General features: G+C 58.3%; 10 protein-coding genes. 5 read left to right on the top strand and 5 right to left on the bottom strand.

The window, feature by feature from the left end; genetic code table 11:
- Positions 1 to 645: 645 nt before the first annotated feature.
- From D8U73_RS09145 to D8U73_RS09135, 3 genes are all read right to left on the bottom strand, one after another.
- Entirely contained in the window at positions 646 to 4,314 is a 3,669-nt protein-coding gene (locus D8U73_RS09145) for a translocation/assembly module TamB domain-containing protein (RefSeq protein ID WP_130904293.1), read from the bottom strand.
- An 11-nt stretch (positions 4,315 to 4,325) separates the two neighbouring features.
- On the bottom strand, positions 4,326 to 6,053 hold the full coding sequence (locus D8U73_RS09140; RefSeq protein ID WP_130904291.1) for an autotransporter assembly complex family protein: 1,728 nt from the start codon (positions 6,051 to 6,053) through the stop codon (positions 4,326 to 4,328).
- A gap of 64 nt (positions 6,054 to 6,117) precedes the next feature.
- Positions 6,118 to 6,768: a GNAT family N-acetyltransferase gene (locus D8U73_RS09135; protein WP_056854641.1), complete on the bottom strand. Its 651-nt coding sequence runs from the start codon at positions 6,766 to 6,768 to the stop codon at positions 6,118 to 6,120.
- Between the two features lie 327 nt (positions 6,769 to 7,095).
- On the opposite strand from D8U73_RS09135, the gene xthA reads away from it, so the two are divergent.
- Both xthA and D8U73_RS09125 read left to right on the top strand, forming a co-directional pair.
- Positions 7,096 to 7,908, top strand: a complete 813-nt coding sequence (gene xthA, locus D8U73_RS09130; RefSeq protein WP_130904290.1) for an exodeoxyribonuclease III — start codon at positions 7,096 to 7,098, stop codon at positions 7,906 to 7,908.
- A gap of 107 nt (positions 7,909 to 8,015) precedes the next feature.
- A complete protein-coding gene (locus D8U73_RS09125; RefSeq protein ID WP_130904289.1) occupies positions 8,016 to 9,356 on the top strand; it encodes a phosphate ABC transporter substrate-binding/OmpA family protein in 1,341 nt (446 codons plus the stop codon).
- A gap of 113 nt (positions 9,357 to 9,469) precedes the next feature.
- Here D8U73_RS09125 and D8U73_RS09120 read toward each other — a convergent pair whose 3' ends face one another.
- The gene (locus D8U73_RS09120; protein ID WP_130904288.1) at positions 9,470 to 10,699 is read right to left on the bottom strand and encodes an acyl-CoA dehydrogenase; all 1,230 of its coding nucleotides are present in this window, start codon (positions 10,697 to 10,699) and stop codon (positions 9,470 to 9,472) included.
- Positions 10,700 to 10,864: 165 nt separating this feature from the next.
- On the opposite strand from D8U73_RS09120, the gene D8U73_RS09115 reads away from it, so the two are divergent.
- The 3 genes from D8U73_RS09115 to D8U73_RS09100 all read left to right on the top strand — a co-directional run bounded on the left by D8U73_RS09115 (position 10,865) and on the right by D8U73_RS09100 (position 13,450).
- On the top strand, positions 10,865 to 11,794 hold the full coding sequence (locus D8U73_RS09115) for a LysR family transcriptional regulator (RefSeq protein ID WP_056854645.1): 930 nt from the start codon (positions 10,865 to 10,867) through the stop codon (positions 11,792 to 11,794).
- A 206-nt stretch (positions 11,795 to 12,000) separates the two neighbouring features.
- Positions 12,001 to 12,402, top strand: a complete 402-nt coding sequence (locus D8U73_RS09110) for a MerR family DNA-binding transcriptional regulator (RefSeq protein WP_007980992.1) — start codon at positions 12,001 to 12,003, stop codon at positions 12,400 to 12,402.
- 148 nt (positions 12,403 to 12,550) lie between these two features.
- The gene (locus D8U73_RS09100) at positions 12,551 to 13,450 is read left to right on the top strand and encodes a hydroxymethylglutaryl-CoA lyase (protein WP_130904287.1); all 900 of its coding nucleotides are present in this window, start codon (positions 12,551 to 12,553) and stop codon (positions 13,448 to 13,450) included.
- 639 nt (positions 13,451 to 14,089) lie between these two features.
- Here D8U73_RS09100 and D8U73_RS09090 read toward each other — a convergent pair.
- Entirely contained in the window at positions 14,090 to 19,264 is a 5,175-nt protein-coding gene (locus D8U73_RS09090; RefSeq protein WP_130904285.1) for a DUF6543 domain-containing protein, read from the bottom strand.
- Positions 19,265 to 19,355: the final 91 nt, after the last annotated feature.

The raw sequence follows: 19,355 nt of genomic DNA, 5'->3' as shown, positions 1-19,355 counted from the left end.
ACAGGGACAGAGGACATCTGGCAGAAATTGGTTGGCTGGCAGGCCGCCATCGCTGGCAAGCCAGCTCCCACAGGGACAGAGGACATCTGGCAGAAATTGGTTGGCTGGCAGGCCGCCATCGCTGGCAAGCCAGCTCCCACAGGGACAGAGGACATCTGGCAGAAATTGGTTGGCTGGCAGGCCGCCATCGCTGCGATGCGGCGACCCGACAAGCCAGCTCCCACAGAAGGGCAAAAGCAAGCAAAAGCAAAAGTAGAACACCATACAACCGCCGTTGCTTCTCACCACTCAACAGGCCGAGCGTTAGCTCGCCTGCAGCTTTTGATCTTGATCCACCCGCCCCCTCGGCAGGCTGAGTGGAGGCGTTTATCCGGGGGTGGGCGCGTAGCGCCGTGCGGCGCAGCCGCACACATCGAGAGGAGGTCGTCGCGAAGCAGACCGGAGGCGATGCCCCCGGATGAATGCCGGAACGAAGGTACCCCGAGCCCTAGCGAGGGGCCGAACGTAAGGGGCGAGCCTTTTGGTTCCTTTTTGGCGTTTGAAAAAGGGACTCGCCGTAAGGGCGAAACCGCCAGCAGCCGTTACCGAAGAAACGGATATGTACTCAACCAACCAAGAACCAGGTCGGCTACTAGGCCGCCTAGTCTAAAAATCCCGCTTATAAAAGATATCCAGCGAACTCGCCACCCCACCCGCCGCTTCCAGATAAACCTTCTTGCTCAGCTTGTAACGCAAGGCAATGGTATTAGCCGGCTCAAACACCCCAACCCCATAGCGCAAACTGAGCTTCTCCGAAAGATTCCCGCTGGCCACAACGCTGGTGGCGTTACCGCTGCCCTGAGTATCGAGCTGGAAATCCTCGATTCCCAGATTCTTCGCCAGACTGCCAGTGACCCCCGAACTGCCCATCAGACCCAGACCAAGCGCCGCCTGGGCAAGCATGTTGTTGTCTTCACCGTTGGTACTCAGCGGACGCCCCAGCACCAGATAGGAAAGCGCCTGCTCCTGGCTCATGGCCGGCTCGGAAAAAATCTGTGTGGTCGGCTGTTCAGCGCTGCCGCTCAAGCGGATGCCGGCGATTACGTCGTCAGTCTGGCGAATCGCTTCGACGTCCAGATACGGCTGGTCGATCGGACCGGCAAACAACAGCCGCGCCCGACGCACCGACAGGCGCTGGCCGTAGGCGCGGTAGCGGCCGTCGTTGAGCCATAGCTCGCCACGGGTGTCCATGTTGTCGCCGATGTGCACGTGCCCCTGAACATTCGCGGTCAGGCCGAACCCGGAAAAACTGAGTTTTTCTTCACCGACCACCACATCAATGTCCATTTTCATCGCCAGCGGCGGTTTGCCCTCTTCCGTCTGTTGACCGACGATCACCGTGTCATCGGAAACCTTGACCGTCGACGGCGGCAATTCGCGAATGGTGATGTCGCCCTTGGGCACCTGCACTTTACCGGCGATGGCCAGTTCGTCCCCCTTCATCGAGATGGTCAGATCCGGCGCCACTTCGACCTTGGCGTAAGGTTCGATGCTGACCGGCAATCGCGAACCCTTGAGCGCCAGATCCACTTCCAGCGCCTGCCCCCAGGCGATGTTGCCGTTCAGACTGCCCTGCCCGGTCTTGCCACTTTTCCAGCCGCCGTCGAGCTGAACGGTTTCACCGGCGATCACCGCCTGCAACCGCAAGGCTTGAATTTCCAGCGGCAACTCGGGGCCGGACACCTCGCCGTCGCTGAGCAACAGGCTGCCATTGACCAGCGGTGTCAGCAGCCCCCCGGAAATCGTGCCGCTGCCATTGAGGCGCCCGGTCAGTTTCTCGACCATCGGCACGAAGGGACGCGCCACCGACAAGTCCAGGCCACTCAAGCGGAACGAACCGGTCAGCGGCTTGTTCTTCGGCAACGGATTGATCTGAGCCTGCACCATCAATTCACCGAGCTTGCCGCCGACGAAATTGAGGTCGGTGTCGATGCGTTTGGGTGTGAGTTTGCTGGTGAGCTTGAGGGTCTGGTAAGGGAAGTCCAGCCATTGGTCTTTCTCGCGCACACGCAGGTTGCCGCCACTGGCATCGATGCTGATCACGCCATTCGGGCCGCTGGCGGGCAGGTCCAGTTGCACGTCAGCGTTAAGCCGCCCTTGCCAGGCAAAGTCTTTGGGCAGCCATTGCGCGAGACTTTCGATTGGAAACTGCTTGAGGTGATAACGCAGCTTCGGTTCAGGCATCAGTCGCTGGTCTTCGCCGCACAGGCTGGCCGGGCCGGACGCCCAGCAATGAGCGCCGAAGTTGATTTTGCCGTCCGCCAGGCGCTCCAGTTTCGCCGGACCTTGCAGCTTCCAGTCCTGACCACCGGCCTGGATATCGCCACTGGCCAGGCGTCCGCGCCAGTTGCCTTTGTCCAGCGCACCGTCGAGGCCGAGGGCCAGCTTCAGTTTCGGCCCCTGCAAGTCGAGGCTCAGTTTCTGGTTCCTGATATCGCCCTGACCGCTGGCAACCAGGGTGCCCAGCGACGTATCGCCCGCCTGGATGCCGCTGCCCTTGAGGTCGATTTTCGCCCGCTGGGCGCTGTCTAGGGTTGCATCGAGATTCAGGCTTTGCAGGCGGTTGTCCTCGAAAGCCAGTTGCGAGCCCTGTAATCCGAGCTTGCCCTGCGGCGCCTTGAGCGTGCCGGCGACATCGACCCGGCCATTGAGCTGCCCGCGCAATTGCGGCCACAGCTGGGCCAGGCGCAGCAGCTTGATATCGATCTGGCCACTGAGCTTCTGTTGCAGACTGCCTTTGCCATTGATGCTGTTGTCGCCGAGGCGAATCTGCAGGGTGTTGAGGTTCCATTGCTCGCCGGCGCCGTCAGCCTTGGCTTGCAGCACCGCCGGTTGGCCGCGCAATTTTCCTTTCAGATCGAGGTCAGCGCTGAGGCTGAGCTTTTCATCTTTCATCTCGCCTTTGCTGCGCAGCGGCCCGGCCAATGTTCCCGGCAACTCCGCGACCCAGTACGCCGGGTTGATCGCCGACAGGTCCAGCGCAGTGTCCCAAGCGATGCCATCGGCAAATTGCAGGTTCAGGTGCCCTTCGGCCTTGCCCTGCCCGGCGGTGAGTTGCAGTTGCTGCAGATAGATTTTCGTCAGGTCTCCCGCGAACGGACTGGTCAGGCTGAACGCACCGGCCGGTCCGTCGAGCGCAGCCTTGAAGTTGCCGAGATATTTGCCATCGGTATAGGAGACTTCACCGTTGAAGCTGCGCAGGGCCACTTGCGGCTCGTCGATCAGCGGGTAGAGGCGGTGCCAGGGGAAATCCAGCCAGTCGATTTTGGCCTCGGCACTCAGGCCTTTGCTCCAGTCCAGTTGCCCTGTGAGCTTGAGGCTTTGCTTGTCGCTGGCCGTCAGGTCCAGTGCAGCGATCTGCGCACCGTTGGCGTCGACCTTGCCCTGCAACGTCAGCGCGACCGGGCCTTGCTCGGCGGGCAGCGTCGCGCTACCAATCAACGCATAGCCGTTTTTCAGGTCACCCGCGCCGGTGAGTTCCAGTTGGTTGAGTTGCAAGGTGTCCGGCAGATCGGCACTCGGTTTGAAGCCATCGGCGGTGATGCGCACCTTGGCCGGCAGGTTTTCCACCAGAGGTTGCAGCTCGCCGGACAGCTGCCCGTTGAGATAGCCGCTGCTGTCGGCTTTCAGGTTCAGGGTTTTCAGTAGGTCGCCATTGATCTTCAACGCCAACGTCCAGGGCGCAGGGGTCGACAGGGTCAATTGGCCTTCGGCGTTGAGCGGCCAGTTTCCACCGGGCTGCAGATGCCCCGAGAGGTTCAGGCTCAGATCGTCACGCTGCACTTTCACCGAGTCGATCTGCATGCCCTTTTCGGTCCAGTGCGCCGCGAGCTGCAACCCCTTGAGTTGCTCACTGCCGTTGAACAGCAGGCTGCCGACTTGGATATCGCCCAGTTCGAGCGCCACCGGCAGTTTCAGATCCGGAAGGCTGATCGGCCCGCTGCCCTGCTCTTGCTCACCCGGCGGGAACTGCAGGCTCACCTGATCAGCCTGCAGTTGATCGATGCACAAGGTCATGCGGGTCAGGCACAGGGGCGACCAGGCGAAGATGACTTTGCTCAGCTCAACCCGGCTGGTGTCTTGCTGCCATGACACACGATCGGCGCTCCACTGTCCGCCCAGGCGCCCGTGGAAATTATCCAGGGTCAACCCCGGCACAAAACCGAGCGCCCAGCGGCTGCCCGTCGCCGTCCCCAGCACTGTGCCCAGGGTCAAAACCAGCAACATGAGCAGCGCCAGAACGGCCAGCAGCGTGACTTTCAAGCCACGCTTCACAAACACACGCTTCACAGCTCAGGCCCCATGGAGAAGTGCAATCGGATACCGCCATCGTCGTCCAGCGCATGGGCTAGGTCGAGGCGGATCGGCCCCACCGGAGACACCCAGCGCACGCCGATACCGACCCCGGTCTTGAGGTTTGGCAGTTCGAGCGTATTGAAGGAGTTACCCTGATCGACGAAGGTTGCGACCCGCCATTTTTCAGCGACGGAATATTGGTACTCGGCGCTGGCGGCGACCATGTAGCGGCCGCCGATGCGGTCGCCTTCATTATTTTCCGGGGACAGGCTCTGGTAGTCGTAACCCCGCACACTCTGGTCGCCACCGGCGAAAAAGCGCAGCGACGGCGGTATCGACTTATAGCCATTGGTGGCGCTGCCACCGACTTGCACCCGACCGAGCAAGCGGTGCTTGTCGAAGACGGTGGTCAGGCCTTTGACCAGTGCGGTGCCGTACAGCAAGTTGTTGTCCGAGCCCAGGCCTTCCTTGGCCACTTTGCTTTCGAATTGCAGGCGATAGCCGTTGTGCGGGTCGATGCGGTTGTCGCTTTTGAGGTACGAATAGCTGACGCCCGGCATCAACAGGGTACTGAGGCCGGAGTCGTCACCGAGCCGGTATTCCTCGCGCTGCCACTTGAGCGAAACCACTCGTTGCCAACCACTGGGCAGCTTGCTGTGCCATTCCGGGCCGACGGTCAGCAACTTGCTGAGGCTGTCCTTGTCGGCGATTTCTTCGCTCTGGTAACCACCGGCGAAACGCAGTTTGTCGGTCAGCGGCGGGTCCAGCGGAATGTCGTAGAACAAGCCGACGTTTTGCCGAGGCGCCGAAACTTCTGCTTCCCAACCGTAGCTGTGGCCTTGTGGGTTGACCCAGTGCCGGGTCCAGTTGGCCTTCACTCGCGGACCAACGTCCGTGGAATAACCCAGGCCCAGGCCCATGGTGCGTGGCTTGCGGGTTTCCAGTTTGACGTCCACTGGAATCACTTCATTCCTGGACGCTGTCGGCGCCGCATCGACCCGCACGCCCTCGAAATAGCCGCTCGATTGCAGTGCCTGGTTAAGCTCGGCGATCAGTTCGGAATCGTAGGGCGTTCCGGCCTTGAACGGCACCATGCGTTGCAGCAGATCTTCATCGAACGGCGTGTCGCCTTCAAACTTGACCTTGCCCAGCGAGTAGCGCGGGCCGCTGTCATAGATCAATTCGATATCGGCCACGCCGGCACGCGGGTCGACCGACAGTTTCGAACGGGTGAAATGGCCGCTGAAAAAGCCGTACCGCGAAGCCTGATTCTGGATCAGTCGCTTGGCGTTGTCGTACTGACCATGATTGAGCACGGCGCCGGTTTGCAGCGCATGGTTTTGCGGAACGCGAAAGGATTTCAGCGAGGCCGCCGGGCCGTCGATGCGGATGGTCACATTACGCAAATGCACCGGCTCGCCGGGGTCGATGTTGAGTATCAGGCGCGGTTTGTCGCCGCCCTTCACGTCGCTGTCGATCTGCGGCTGGTAATAACCCAAAGCCTGGGCAGCCTTGCGCGCCTGCTCCTCGGCGCCGCGACTGAAGCGCAGCAAGGCTTCTTCGTCACGATCGCCGAGGCTGCCGATATAGCCCTCTATATTGGCTTTGAGTTCATCGTTGGACGGTTTGATCCGCACATCCAATTCACTTTGCGCCAGCGCCGCGCAGCTGGTGATCAGCATCAGCACGCCACTGGTAATTCTTCCTGGAAACTTCATAGGCGCGGATGCTATCACGAGCTTGGGAGCGTGATAGAGCCTGGAGGTCGCGCAAAGTTCGACCTTACGCGGTTGCGCTCTGCACCACCTGTGGGTTGGCGTGAAAAAACACATGTTCGCGAATCGGCCCAACGGCCACCTCGCCAATTTCCTCATAACCCTGACGCTTGTAGAACTCCAGATAACGCGGGTTGCCGGTGTCGAGGATCACACCCTGGGAGTTTTCATCCACCGCGCACCAGTTGTGCACCGCTTGCAGCAATTGCTCACCGAAGTGTTTGCCCTGGAATTGCGGATGAATCCCCAGCAACGGCAAGACGTGAACCGAATCGGACGGCGAACACGCTGCCACGGCATCGTGATATTCGAGGTAGCGCCGGGTGCAACGGAATCCGGTGCTGAGCACCATGCGCAAGCGCCAGGCCCAACTCTCGGTGATGCCCAGCCGTCGCTGGGGCGGTGCGATCAGGGCGATACCGATCAAGCGGTCATTGACCAGCAGGCCGATGGCCGGCAAATCCTGCAGAAAGTGTTGCTTGACCAGTTCGCGCACGGTCGCACGAACCCGCTGTTCATAACCGGGGCGCTCGGCCTCGAACAGGTAGCCAAAGGTCGGCTCGTGCCGGTAAGCCTGATACAACAGGGATCGCGCTTCGCGGGAATAGCCGCTGTCGAGCATGTGGATATCGGCGATGGCGGTGGCGGTTTCGGGCATGACGGTTGTTCTCCCCGGCACAGCTCGGATGGCTGCGCTCTTATAGGTACGAGCCTTTGGGCGACGACACAGTTCCCCCACAGGTATAGACCAGACTCGTTCATTGTGGGAACTGTACCGGCCCCATCGCGGGCGAGCCCGCTCCCACAGTGGGTTTTGTCGCCCACAAAATTTGCGTCAGCCACGAAACCTGTGGGAGCGGGCTTGCCCGCGATGGGGCCAGAACTGCCGACGAAGATCTGACAGAACACGGTAAATCCCCTTCCCTGCCACTGGCCCGATTCCTACAGGTCAGCTAGCATCGCCCTTTTGCCAGGACTGCCGACCATGAAGATTGTCTCCTTCAACATCAACGGGCTGCGCGCCCGTCCCCATCAGCTGGCGGCGCTGATCGAAAAGCATCAGCCGGATGTGATCGGGCTGCAGGAAACCAAGGTCCACGACGACCAGTTCCCGCTTGAAGAAGTCAAAGCCCTGGGCTATCACGTGTATTTCCACGGCCAAAAGGGTCATTACGGTGTCGCCCTGCTCTCGCGCCAGGAGCCGCTGGCCCTGCATAAAGGTTTCGCCACCGACGAAGAAGACGCGCAACGGCGTTTTATCTGGGGCACCTTCGCCGATGCCAATGGCGTGCCGGTGACGATCATGAACGGCTATTTCCCGCAGGGAGAAAGCCGCGACCACCCGACCAAGTTTCCGGCCAAGCAACGTTTCTACAGCGATTTGCAGCTACTGCTGGAAAACCAGTTCAAGAATGAGCAGCCGCTGGTGGTCATGGGGGACGTGAACATTTCTCCGGAAGACTGCGACATCGGCATTGGCCCGGACAACATGAAGCGTTGGCTGAAAACCGGAAAATGCAGCTTTCTGCCAGAAGAACGCGAGTGGATGGCCCGCCTGAAAAACTGGGGTCTGACCGATAGCTTCCGTCACCTGAACCCGGATGTGGCGGATGTCTTCAGCTGGTTCGACTACCGCAGCCGCGGTTTTGAAGACGAACCCAAGCGTGGCCTGCGTATCGACGTGATCCTCGCGTCCCATGGCCTGTTGCCACGGGTCAAGGCCGCGGGCGTCGACTACGAACTGCGCGGCATGGAAAAACCTTCGGACCATGCGCCGATCTGGCTTGAGCTGAGCTGATCCCTGAAATCCAGGCAAAGCCCGCTCCCACACTGGAAAGCGTCATATTTCAGAAACCTTTCTGACTTAATCTCCCGGCACCTCCTTCGGCTATATAAGGTGCCGGCATGACGCTGCGCGTATTGTTCCTGTTGATGCTGTGCATCGGCTTGCCGCACACGGCCATGGCCGGCGCGTTGCCGGTTCCTGACCATGGCCCGGTGTTGCGCATCCAGGGTTCCAACACCATTGGTGCGGCATTGGGGCCGGCGCTGGTCGAAGGGCTGCTGCGCGAACAGGGCTTGCTCAAGATTCACCGCGAAACGCCGGACAATGCCAATGAATTGCGCATCGTCGGTCAAACCATTCAAGGGCACCGGGTCGAAGTCGAACTGGCGGCCCATGGTTCCAGCACCGGTTTTGCTGCACTGAAAAACGGCAGCGCCGACCTTGCGGCCTCTTCGCGACCGATCAAGGACAGTGAATGGCTGAGCCTCGAATCTTTCGGCGACCTGAAAAGTCCCGGCGCCGAGCAAGTCATCGCCATCGATGGCCTGGCGATTATCCTTCATCCGCAAAACCCGTTGAATCAACTGGACACCGGGCAACTGGCGCGGATTTTCAGTGGCGAAGTGAAAACCTGGGAAGAACTCGGCGGCAGCGGCGGGACGATTCATCTATATGCCCGCGATGATCAGTCGGGCACCTACGACACCTTCAAGGAATTGCTCCTGAGCAGTCGTGGGAAAAAACTCAGCAGTACGGCGAAACGCTTTGAATCCAGTGAACAGCTGTCCGATGCGGTCAGTGCGGACCCACAAGGTATCGGTTTCATTGGCCTGCCCTCCGTGCGATCAGCCAAAGCGGTGGCGATTGTCGATGGTCAATCCCAGGCCATGCTGCCGCTCAATAACCTGATCGCCACGGAAGACTATCCGTTGTCGCGCCGCTTGTTCTTTTACTTGCCACCCACTGGAGAAAATCCTTGGGCGCAAGCGCTGGTGACGTTCGCTCAAAGCAGCAAAGGCCAGGCGATTGTCGCTGCCAGCGGTTTTATCGCCCAGACCGTCCAAGCCATGGCCGTCTCGCCGAATGCCTTGATGCCCGAGGGTTATCAGGCACTCAGCCGCCACGCCCAACGGCTGTCGGTGAATTTCCGCTTCGACGAAGGCAGCGCCAATCTCGACAGCAAGGCCAGGCAGGACTTGTCCCGGGTACTCGACTATATAGAGCAGCACGACAAAACTGATCGCCAGGTAACACTCGTAGGGTTTGGCGATGCCAAGGACGATCCGGCGCGTGCCGACCTGTTGTCGAAACTGCGCGCCATGGCGGTACGCCGGGAGCTGGTGAAGAGTGGCGTGGTACTGCGCGAGGTTCGCGGCTTTGGCGCCGAGATGCCGGTAGCAGCCAACAATGCGGATGAAGGGCGGATCAAGAATCGGCGGGTTGAGGTTTGGGTGTATTGAATCCGATGGTGATGTGCTGAATGGGCTGACGCCATCGCCAGCAGGCTGGCTCCCACAGGGATCACACTGAACCTGTGGGAGCCAGCCTGCTGGCGATTGAGGGCGCCGCGTTCTTACTGCCCGCTACGCAGCATCTCTTTCGGCACGTACTTGCCGATTTCGAACTTGCCGATTGCTGCACGGTGCACTTCGTCCGGGCCGTCGGCCAGGCGCAGGGTGCGTTGCATGGCGTACATGTAAGCCAACGGGAAATCGTTGGAAACCCCTGCCCCGCCATGCATCTGGATCGCCCGGTCGATGACCCGCAAAGCCACGTTCGGCGCCACGACCTTGATCTGCGCGATCTCGCTTTTCGCCACTTTGTTGCCGACGGTGTCCATCATGTACGCCGCTTTCAAGGTCAGCAGACGCGCCATGTCGATTTCCATCCGCGAGTCGGCGATCTTGTCGATATTGCCGCCCAGGCGGGCCAGCGGCTTGCCGAACGCGGTGCGGTTCACCGAGCGTTTGCACATCAGTTCCAGCGCACGTTCAGCCATGCCGATCGAACGCATGCAGTGGTGAATTCGGCCCGGGCCAAGGCGACCTTGAGCGATTTCGAAGCCGCGTCCTTCGCCCAACAAGACGTTTTCGTACGGCACCCGCACGTTTTCGAAATGCACTTCGGCGTGACCGTGAGGCGCATCGTCGTAACCGAACACCGGCAGCGGGCGCACGATCTTCACACCGGGGGTATCGATCGGCACCAGAATCATCGAGTGCTGGGCATGACGCGGCGCATCGGGGTTGCTCAGGCCCATGAAGATCAGGATCTTGCAGCGCGGATCGCAGGCACCCGACGTCCACCATTTCTTGCCATTGATCACCCATTGGTCACCATCGCGCACGGCACGGGCTGCCATGTTGGTGGCATCGGAGGACGCGACGTCCGGTTCGGTCATGGCGAACGCCGAGCGGATCTCGCCTCGCAACAACGGTTCAAGCCAACGCTGCTTTTGCTCTTCGCTGGCATAACGCACCAGCACTTCCATGTTGCCGGTGTCCGGCGCCGAACAGTTGAACGGCTCCGGCCCCAGCAGCGAGCGGCCCATGATCTCCGCCAATGGCGCGTATTCGAGGTTGGTCAGGCCGGCACCGAGCTCGGACTCAGGCAGAAACAGATTCCACAGGCCTTCAGCCTTGGCCTTGAGTTTGAGTTCTTCCATGATCGCCGTCGGCTGCCAGCGATCGCCTTCGGCGACCTGGCGCTCGAACACGGCTTCGGCGGGATAGACGTAGGTGTCCATGAACGCTGTTACGCGCTCACGCAGTTCCTGAACCTTGGGCGAATAAGCGAAATCCATGAGCGAGATACCTTCTTGGGGGAGGTTGTTTTAAGTCATGTATCGATGCTAGAACAGCGTTGATAATTTACCTAGCCTATTCTCGGCGTGTATAAACATTCATCACCGATATATGATCGACTGATCTTCACGGTCAGTCCGCCAACACAATAAGAGAGCCGCGTAATGAATCTGAGCAAGGTCGACCTCAACCTTTTCATCGTCTTCGACGCGATCTACACCGAAGCCAACCTGACCCGTGCCGGGCAGATCGTCGGCATTACCCAACCGGCGGTGTCGAACGCACTGGCGCGGTTGCGCGAGACCTTCAATGACCCGCTGTTCGTGCGCACCGCCCAGGGCATGGTGCCCACGCCGATGGCGCAGAACATCATCGGGCCGGTGCGCAACGCCCTGTCGCTGCTGCGCATCTCCGTACAGGAAAGCCGCATTTTCAACCCGCAACAGGCGAACAAGACCTACCGCATCAGCATGACCGACCTCACCGAAGCGGTGATCCTGCCACCGCTGTTCCAGCGCCTGCGTCGCCTGGCACCAACGGTGATCATCGAAAGCTTCCTGTCCAAACGCCGGGAAACCACCAAGGAACTGGCGGCCGGTCGTCTTGATTTCGCGGTGGACGCTCCACTGAACACCGACCCCCAGGTACGCCACGTCAAGTTGATGGAAGATCACTACGTCTGCGCCATGCGCAAGGGCCACCCACTGGCTGGCAAGGAAAAACTGACGCTCGATGAGTATCTGGGCCTGACCCATATCCATATCTCCAGCCGTCGCAGCGGCCTGGGCTATGTCGACCTGGCCCTCGGCAAAATGGGCATCCAGCGCAAAATCGCCCTGCGCTCGCAACATTACCTGATGGCATCACAGGTGATGCAGCAGACCGACATGGTCATGACGGTGCCGGAACGCTTCGCCCGACGTAACGATCTGCAGGCCTTCAACTTGCCGGTCAACGGTGTACCGCCAGTGGAAACCCACCTCTATTGGCACGAAAGCACCGACCAGGACCCGGCCAACCGCTGGATGCGCGAGCAGATGATCGAGTTGTGCCAGCAGGTGACGGCGCAGGAGAAAAAGCTTGAAAAAGTGTAGGGCTTGATACCTAGGTGCCTCATCGCGAGCAGGCTCGCTCCTACATTCGATTTTCATTGAACACAATTCTCGTGCTCAACACAGATCCCCCTGTAGGAGCGAGCCTGCTCGCGATGGGGCCAGCAAGGACAGTGAAAAAACCTGCCCCTTGACGTAAACGTCAACCTGCCATTAGCTTAGCGCCATGACCTTTTGCGAGCGCCTCCATGAGCAGCCAGACCTACAGCATTTCCGATCTCGCCCGTGAGCTCGATATCACCACCCGCGCCATTCGCTTTTATGAAGAGCAAGGCCTGCTCAGTCCCGAGCGCCGTGGCCAGGAACGCATTTATTCGCCCCGTGACAAGGTCAGCCTGAAACTGATCCTGCGGGGCAAGCGTATCGGTTTCTCGCTGGCCGAATGCCGCGAACTGATCGAGCTCTACGACCCGTCCAGCGGTAACACCAAGCAATTGCACAGCATGCTGGCGAAAATCAGCGAGCGTCGGGAACAGCTGGAGCAGCAATTACTGGACATCGAACAGATGAAGCTGGAGCTTGATACCGCCGAAGAACGCTGCGTGCAGGCGTTGGAGCAAACCCTCAAAAGCCAGGAATCGATTCAATAACCCGCCACAATTCCCTGTGGGAGCGGGCTTGCCCGCGATAAGGGCATGACATTAAACATTGATGCTGACTGATCTTCCGTCATCGCGGGCAAGCCCGCTCCCACAGGATCGTTGTAGCCTCAAAACAAATACAACAGGTCGAATCCCCATGTCCCTTCCCTCCAACGTACGCCTGGTCGAAGTCGGCCCCCGCGACGGTCTGCAAAACGAAGCCCAACCCATCAGCGTCGCCGACAAGGTGCAACTGGTCGACGCCCTCACGGCTGCAGGCCTGGGCTATATAGAAGTCGGCAGTTTCGTTTCACCCAAGTGGGTGCCACAGATGGCCGGTTCCGCTGAGGTTTTCGCCCGGATCCAGCGCAAGCCGGGCGTTACCTACGGCGCCCTCGCGCCCAACCTGCGCGGTTTTGAAGACGCCATGGCCAGCGGAGTGAAGGAAGTCGCGGTGTTCGCGGCAGCCTCCGAAGCGTTTTCCCAACGCAACATCAATTGCTCGATCAGCGAAAGCCTGGAGCGTTTCGTGCCGATCATGGAGGCGGCCAGGCAACACGGCGTGACCGTGCGCGGATACGTGTCCTGCGTGCTGGGCTGCCCCTATGAAGGCCACGTGGCGCCGGAGCAGGTCGCTTTGGTAGCCCGCGAGCTCTACGCCATGGGCTGCTATGAAGTATCGCTGGGCGACACCATCGGCACCGGCACCGCTGGCGCGACTCGCCGAATGTTCGAAGTGGTGTCGGCCGATGTGCCAAGGGACAGACTGGCCGGGCATTTCCACGACACTTACGGCCAGGCCATGGCCAACATATACGCCAGCCTGCTGGAAGGCATCTCGGTGTTCGACAGCTCCATCGCCGGTCTCGGTGGCTGCCCGTATGCCAAGGGCGCCAGCGGTAACGTCGCTACCGAGGATGTGGTGTACCTGCTCAATGGCTTGGGTATCGAAACCGGAATTGACCTGGACGCGTTGATCCTGGCCGGCCAGCAGATTTGCGCTGTGCTTGGGCGCCCTACAGGTTCGCGAGTGGCCAAAGCTCGCAGCGCACAATGAGTGGGGGGAATGTGTCCGGGTGTTACCGCAACAGCTGAAGCGTGGGCACATTCGAGTAACACGGAAACAAAATGTAGGGATCAGCCTGAAGCGAAAAACCTTACATAAAACTCAAACTATTGATTTTAAAGGGTTTTCAAAAGTTGGCACGGCTCCTGCTATCTCTATCGCACAACAAGAATAAAAAAATTGCGGCAACCCTAATAAAAACAAGACGTAACGACTCTGACATAACAAAAACAACACGGCAGAGACGCAGCTAACAGATTTTTTTGGAGAAGATGTGCTTTTCAGGGTGCTTTTCGGAGTAACCCGCAACCGGGCAGAGAAAAATAAAACTACCTTCAGGTAGCTCCCGAACTGGTTGGATCGCTTGGCGAGAAAGTAGATCAGCGCTCAAAAAAATACGTTTGCTCTTGATCCCGGATGGGGATCGCCAAAAACAGCGGTAAAGGGCAACGGTTGCCAAAAACAAAAACAGACCGCCCCTCAATAATAAAAAAAGAGCACGCGCAACGAAAATTAAAGGGGAGCTTCGGCTCCCCTTTGTGCTTTTCAGCACAATGCAACCTTGTCTGAAGCACCGGCAAAACACGCCCGGGCTCACTTTGAACAATCCATCACTTGAATCTTTATTGCCTAGTCGCGATTCCTGACCCCTTTGGCGCGCGTTAATGCGTCGCGTGTCAACTGGCGCAGCAGTTCGTCGCGTTGATAACCCAGCTTGTTGAGAAGTTCGCTGGAGCGCGTTTGCGAGATGGGCTCAGTGCTCAATATCTCGGCTTGGGTAACACCAAGATCACTCAGCTCCAGGGCCAGCGTCTCCAGACGGCTCTTGAGTTGCGCGTTGCTTTCAGGCGCCTGATGCTGTGCGTTTATCCAATCGTCATGAGCCGACAGCAAATCATCAAGCGATTCGTACTGTTGGTCATAACGTTCACTGTAAGCCTGTAATTGAGTGCTGTACTGTTCCTTCAAACAGTTTTCCCAGTAGGGTTCAAGCAACATCTTGTTGACCAGGCCGTCACCCTCCCCCATGACCAGCACCGTCTCTTGGGCAGCATCAATCTGGGCTTGGGTGACCAACGCCTGTCGGCGGTATGTCATGTGCTCGGATAACCAGGGCAAATCCAGAGCGTCTGCGAGCCGGGTGTGATAGGCGAGATAGATTTCTACCTCAAGCAAACCTCGTCTTTCAGGCACGCCATCGACCATCTGCCCTCTGAAGTGCTGCCCCAACCCGCCTTCTGCAACCGGCTTGATGCGGTGGGCAATATCGCCCTTGATGACTTCGTCGAGATGTTTACGACGCGCTGCGCCTTTGGCCAACACCGCCTGCTTGAGCTCCCGTTGCTCGGGCAGGAAGTATCGATTGTGCTCCGACGCCAGCACCTCGATCCCCATATCATTGAAGATTCCCGCGCCCCCATCCGCACAAAGCCCTGGAAAGCTCGCGTTCTTGAACAATCGATCGCGTAACACATCATCATAGGAAACGGCTTCGAGCATGCGCCAGACGCGACGAGTAAGGTCGTCCCGATTGTCCTCATAAGCCTCTTGGTCTTCGATCGTCTCGAAATGCTCGGATTCCTCCAGCTGCTTGATCACCTCGAAAAAACCTTGGGAGCCATGCTCACGCTCAACGCTATCCCAGAGTTCCTGGAGTTCTGGCTGTTCGGCGACGTCGACCTCCTCCAGCCAGAAACTGCTGTCCCCCTTGGGCTCGTAAGTGCGTTCAGGGTCCAGCCCGACTGATTCCCTGTAGTCTGCAAAACGCGCCTGATCATCGAACTCGAGCTTTTTACGATCGAGCCTGGTGCGAGCAATGGTTTCTGCTTTGGCGGAGCCCGGTGCAACTTCGGGTATGTGTTTGATCGCGGTGTTGTTCAATTCCAACCGGAATGACTGATCACGGGGACTGGCAAAGAGGCCGACCGGCCAGTCTTGTACACCGGTGCCACTGAGGTCGAGTTCTCGCAGATCCGGCATCTGGCTGATGTCCGGCACAGCCGTCAACTGCGGGTTGCCGTTGAGGCGCAACTCCCGTAAACGCCGCAATTCCCTGAGCTGAGCCACGTCTTGCGCAGACAGTGCAATTTGGTTTGAGGAAAGATCCAGATGTTGCAGGTTACGCAGTTTTGCGACGGCATCGGGCACCCGTTCGAGTTCATTGCCCGCCAAACCGAGCGCCTCGAGTTTGGGAAACAACTCCAGAAAAGCGTTGTGAGCCTGATTGAAATTGCGACCCGACAGATTCAGGCTGGTCACCTTACGGAAGTTAGCCGTCAACTGCGGAAACTCCAGCAACAGTAAATCCATCTCAACATTCGGCACCTGCAGCCTGACACCGAATCGCCGATCACCGGTTTCGTCCCTGAACACTCTGGACGGCGACTCCCAGGCCTTGAGCAGTTCGGTGCAAAACCGGCGACGCGTTTCAGGCCAGAAACCGCTGTCCCGGAATGATCTTTCCCACCCGTTCAATTGGCTTGCCAACTGCAGCTTCTCCTGTTCGAGCATTTCCAGAGTGATTGACGTATCGGTGCTCAAGGCCTGCACGACCGCGTTCAATTCCTCAGGGCTATGACCCGGATACAGCGCCCGCAGTCGTTGCTCCCTGACCCGGTCCTGATGCCATTTACTGATTTTGCTGTAGACCGGTCCCTTGAGTAAGCTGGCGTCCTCCAGGTCTGGCGTGATGCGCACAGGGGGTTCAGCCAGAGCGATTCGACGCTCAGTGGGCGGCAGCAACTTTTCCATCAGCCATTGTTTGAGCCGCGGCCCCTGGCCCGGACGCAAGCCCAACTGAGCCCTTTCTTGTGCCGGCAGCGCATATAAAATCGCCTCAAAAAAATCAGTGGCGTCCCGCAGCTTGCGACCTTGCGCATCACAGACTTCGTAAAGGCCGTTCTCGTCGCGCACCAAATGCTTGAGTGTGGAAGCCTTTTCAGCCCCCACGCTGTTGCGCAAAGGTCCATCCCAGGTGCCGGAGTGAATTTCGATTCGCAAATCAGCCAATGCATCGCTGTAGACGGCGAGCGCCCTGAGGTTCAGCTTTTCGGTTTCTGGTGTGAACAACGCATCCTGAAAAAAGCCTTCGTAAGCACGGACGGCACGGGCTTCAAATTCGAGTTCGCGAGCGAGGTTCTTCAGCCGCAACGGCATCCGGCCTTCGTTGATCATCACCGCTTGCTCGGTCGCGTCGGCACGCGCCAGCACTTGCTCGACGACGCTGCGCGGAAGGTTCGGAAACTCACGTTGCACAAGCCGGGAATTCGTATTGCCAGGTCGCTCGCGAAAACGATAGATATTATTGAACACACTGCCTCGCCTCCCCTCAACGTGATCAGCCAGTTGATTGCGCAGTTGTTGCACCTGTTGGTCCCGGGAGAACTCCCCTCCCAGCAGCGCCCTCAGTTCGCCCTCTTGGAGAAAATTCACCACGCGTTCCGGCAACTGTCCATTCATGACATCGGCCAGGCTGATCCTGAGGGTATTGTCCGCATTGGCATCGGCTTTTCCGTATTTGTGCGAGGGTCCGTTCAGATCGGATTGTTGAAAGACCTCCAACGCTCTGTCACTCGGCCATCCGTCAAAATCGGTCACCAACTGTGCAAACCAGTTAGACGAAGGATCCATGGGTTGCCCCGCGCGAATCCGAGCTTTGGTCAGATCGATGTCTTCCAGCACCTTGTAGCGTTTGATGGTGTCTTCCAGCAGAGGCGGCGCGGGCTCATTCCGGGTGTAGATCCTGCGCAATTCTCCTTCATCGGTGCCGCTGATGGCACGAATGTCCGCTAGCTCGCTGTCGCTGAATGGCGCAACCGTTGGCCCGAGTCGCCGCATCAGGGTTTGCTCATCCCAGGACCTGGGCTTTTCGCCCTCGATGACCAGTGCACCGTTCGCGTTATGCCTGACGACCGGTTGATAAGCCTCGGCTCGATCAGGGTGCTGCAATCGGTAGTGTCCTGTCTGGGGCTCATCCTTGAGTTCAAAATGCTTGCCATCGAGGGGCAGGATTTTCTTGTTTTGGTGACGATGCATCCCCAATTCGTCCGGTGTGGAATTTTCCGGCAGCGCCAGGTTGCGCTGGGTATAGGGATCCAGATCTGGATACCACAACTTTTTACCTTTCGGCGACTCGACAACAATGGCCTGTTCGATGACAGGCGAAAGCTTGGGGAGGATCAACTTCCCGATCTCTGCTCCCGCGGCAAACATCCCCAGTTGAACGACACTTTCCACCACCCCGACCAAATGTTCGGCGGCCTCGGTGCCCAGTCCCAGCGCCAGGTCCATGACGCCTTCGATGATGTCGCTGGTCAGTTGATAGGCGGTATACGCCATCATCAACTCGCCTAGAAACGGCACAAACGGCGTTACCACCAGCAGCGCCACATTGAGCGCCTGGGAAGCTAACTTTTCCAGGTTGTCCCACCAGTCCCAGCGCGCCATCCGGTCAGCGTAGGCCGTGGATATCGCAATTTCGCGGGCGTCGTTGAGAACCCGGTTGATCGACATCCGATAGAGGTATGGCCAGACATTGCCATCAAAGCGATTTTCGGTGTCGGCCTCGAACGGGTGAAATTTATATTCCAGATTAGGCTGAGCGATGTCCTCTTCGCGCCAGGCAGGCTGCCCCTCACCCGGTTGCACTTCATGCCATTTAATCCCGCGCAGGCGATAATTGAGCAGTGCGAGAAAATGCCCTCGCTGCTTGTGCGGAACAAATTGAGTGAAGAAATGTTGATAACTTTCAGCCCGGGCAGGTTGCTGTATGGCGGAGGTCACGCTGAGCGCAGTGCCTTGCCGTCCAGGTGCAGGTTTGTCGCGAAACTGGCGAATCAATTCGCCGGTAAAGTCTGCTCCCGATGCATACATTTTCAGCGGATGTTCGGGATCATGGGGAACGTAGGCAATGACAGGATCAAGATGGTTTGAGGAACGCTCTGTGGCGCTAATGACGACAATCTGGCTCAGCACTACGCCGAGCATTTCCAGGTTGTAAGTGCTTATTCTCTTGCCAGCCCAATACACATTGCGCTGTTCGTTGATGATGCCCATGACCACCGCGTGGGCACTCTCATCAATGTCCCGTTTCATCAACGCGAGGTGCGCCGCAGTGCTCATTGCGGCTTTTTGACTTTTGATGATTTTCCGTTGAAGTATTCGCTCACCCAAGCCATCCAGAGGAAGCAACAAACTTCTGAGATATCGACTGTGCCTGGCGCCAATATCCAGATTTCGGCAAAGTTCCACAAACTGCGCAATCCCCATCGCCCCAAGCGTCGCGCCCTTTACATCAAAATGACCACGGGCGTCGGGAGAAGTGATGAACATCGAATCAGAGTGAAAAACTTCGGAACTTGCGAAGTTATGCAGTGCCGCATCCAACAAGGAAACTGTACGAATCTTGAAGCCGTGGACGATGTGTCCTTTGCGCCAATAAAGACGTACAAACGTCTGTTCGACGTCTTCTTCAATACCGTATCTGGATTTCAACCTGGCTTGGAGTAATCGTTTACCGAATGCATAGACATTCTCTTGGCTGGTTACGATTTCATCGATAGCATTTTGTGAATCCCAGCTTTCTTTCAGAGCGCTGGCCACTGCCTGATGCTGGTCCGTTGATGCAGACTTGTACCATTGCGGAATCTCCAATCGGGCGTGTTTCAGAGCGCCGATTCTGTGCAGAGGGCTGCGCACCAACCACTCCGGCAGACTGTTTTCTATAAAGTCTATATGAATGCTCTTGTCGCCAATTACTTCGGGCTTTTCTTGCCAATTGCCCACGTCAGCCAATGTTTGTGTCATCGTATTTCCGCCTTGAATAAAATACCCAGGCAGAAAAACTACGCGCCTTCACGGCGCTAAAAAAGACTAAAAAACTGCAAGCACCCGAAGA

It is taken from the genome of Pseudomonas sp. Sample_22 (assembly GCF_004307635.1).
Classification (GTDB): Bacteria; Pseudomonadota; Gammaproteobacteria; order Pseudomonadales; family Pseudomonadaceae; genus Aquipseudomonas.
This window is presented reverse-complemented; position numbering and strand designations above follow the sequence as displayed.